Here is a 1,589-nt window from a genome sequence, read left to right as displayed (position 1 = left end):
GCCAAAGACCTCAGCCGACTAAAGTCGGCACTACGATGCCTGCGAATATGTACTATTCAGCATGACAGGCTGCTGGGGTACCTAACAATTTCTGCTTCCCTTAGATGACCCGCTCGTTCCCACCGTCCACCGGCACTTGGGCAGCGGTGGTCTTGGCGAAGAGCGGCCCGCACATCTCGGCGGCCAACTCAGCGACATCGCGGCTGGTCACTTCGATCCGCATGACGTTGTTAGTCTTGTACTGCTCCACGGTCAGGCCGTAGTTCTTCGCCCGTGCCTGCAAGACCTCCTCGGTCCAGATGCCGGTATCGAAGACGGCATTGGGGTGCAGGCTGTTGATGCGGATGCCATCCTCGCCCCATTCGAGGGCTGCCACGCGCGCCAACTGGTTGAGAGCGGCTTTGGAGGCGGAATAGGCGGCGGCGCCTGGCCCGGGTGCGGGCACGTTCTTGGAGCCAATGATCACCACCCGACCGCGACGTGGGGCGAGTTTGAGCATGGCGTGCGCCTCACGCATCAGGATGAGGTTGGCATCCAGATTGATCCGCATGGTGCGCTGCCATTCAGCCAGGGGCATCGCCTCAACGCGGCGCGAGGCTGGAAAGATGCCCGCGTTGAGGATGAGCATATCAAGCCCGCCGAAGGTACGGGCGATCTGCTCAAGCGCGGCGATCATTTCCGCTTCGCTGGTCACATCACAGCGGATACCCAGATAGTCGGGGCGCTCAAAGAGTTGCTCAATCGCCGGGTTGATGTCGAGGCCCACCACAGCCGCCCCGCGCGCCATGAGCGACTCGACACACGCCTTACCGATCCCCGACGCTGCGCCGGTCACCAGCGCAACCTCGCCAGCAAAGAGCGGCGGACGGCCCAGGCGCTTCAGTTTGGCCTGCTCCAGCTCCCAGTACTCAAAATCGAAGACCTCAGCAGCCGTCTCGGATTGGTAGGATTCCAGCGCCGTGGCTTGCGCGATGATCGCCATGGTGTGACGGTAAATATCGGCGGCGATGCATGCCTCTTGGGGCGTGCGGCCCGCCGTGACCATCCCCAGGCTGGGATCGAGGACGATCCGGGGGGCCGGGTCGAGCATGGTGAGTTCAAAACTGGCGCGGTCGCTATTTTCGGCAAAGTAGCGTTCATACTCAGCGCGGTAGGCGGCCACATCGCGTCCGAGCAGCGGCACGCGCTTGGTGCGGATGACATGGTCGGGCGTGGCCGGCCCTTGCTGGGCGATGACAGCCAGATCGGGGCGTTGGGCAAAGCGCAGACTCGCTTCATCGTTGTGGGTGGCCAGAATCATCGGCGCACCGGCAGCCTGCGAGACAGCCTGGCGCAACGCGGCCAACTCGTGGCGCAGGGGTGCTTCAGGGTCGGGCATCTGCACGGGCGTAGCGGCAACGGGGCAACGCGCCAAATACTCCTCAGCCTGGTTCACCAGCGCGATCATCTCTTCATAAGCTTCCTGAGCAGTCTCGCCAAAACTGAAGAGGCCGTGGCGCAGCAACACCACCCCCCGCGTCTCTGCGGTAAGCTCGGTAGCAAAGATATTGGCGCAGCGCTTAGCGACCGGAAACCCAGGGCGCACATAG

At 63.1% G+C, this 1,589-nt stretch carries 1 protein-coding gene; it reads right to left on the bottom strand.

The genetic code is table 11. The features are described from left to right. Positions 1-100: 100 nt before the first annotated feature. On the bottom strand, positions 101-1,589 hold a 1,489-nt coding region (locus tag CJ255_RS21915), incomplete at its 5' end, for an SDR family oxidoreductase (protein WP_097646190.1).

Source organism: Candidatus Viridilinea mediisalina, from assembly GCF_002532535.1.
Taxonomy (GTDB): domain Bacteria; phylum Chloroflexota; class Chloroflexia; order Chloroflexales; family Chloroflexaceae; genus Viridilinea; species Viridilinea mediisalina.
This window is presented reverse-complemented; position numbering and strand designations above follow the sequence as displayed.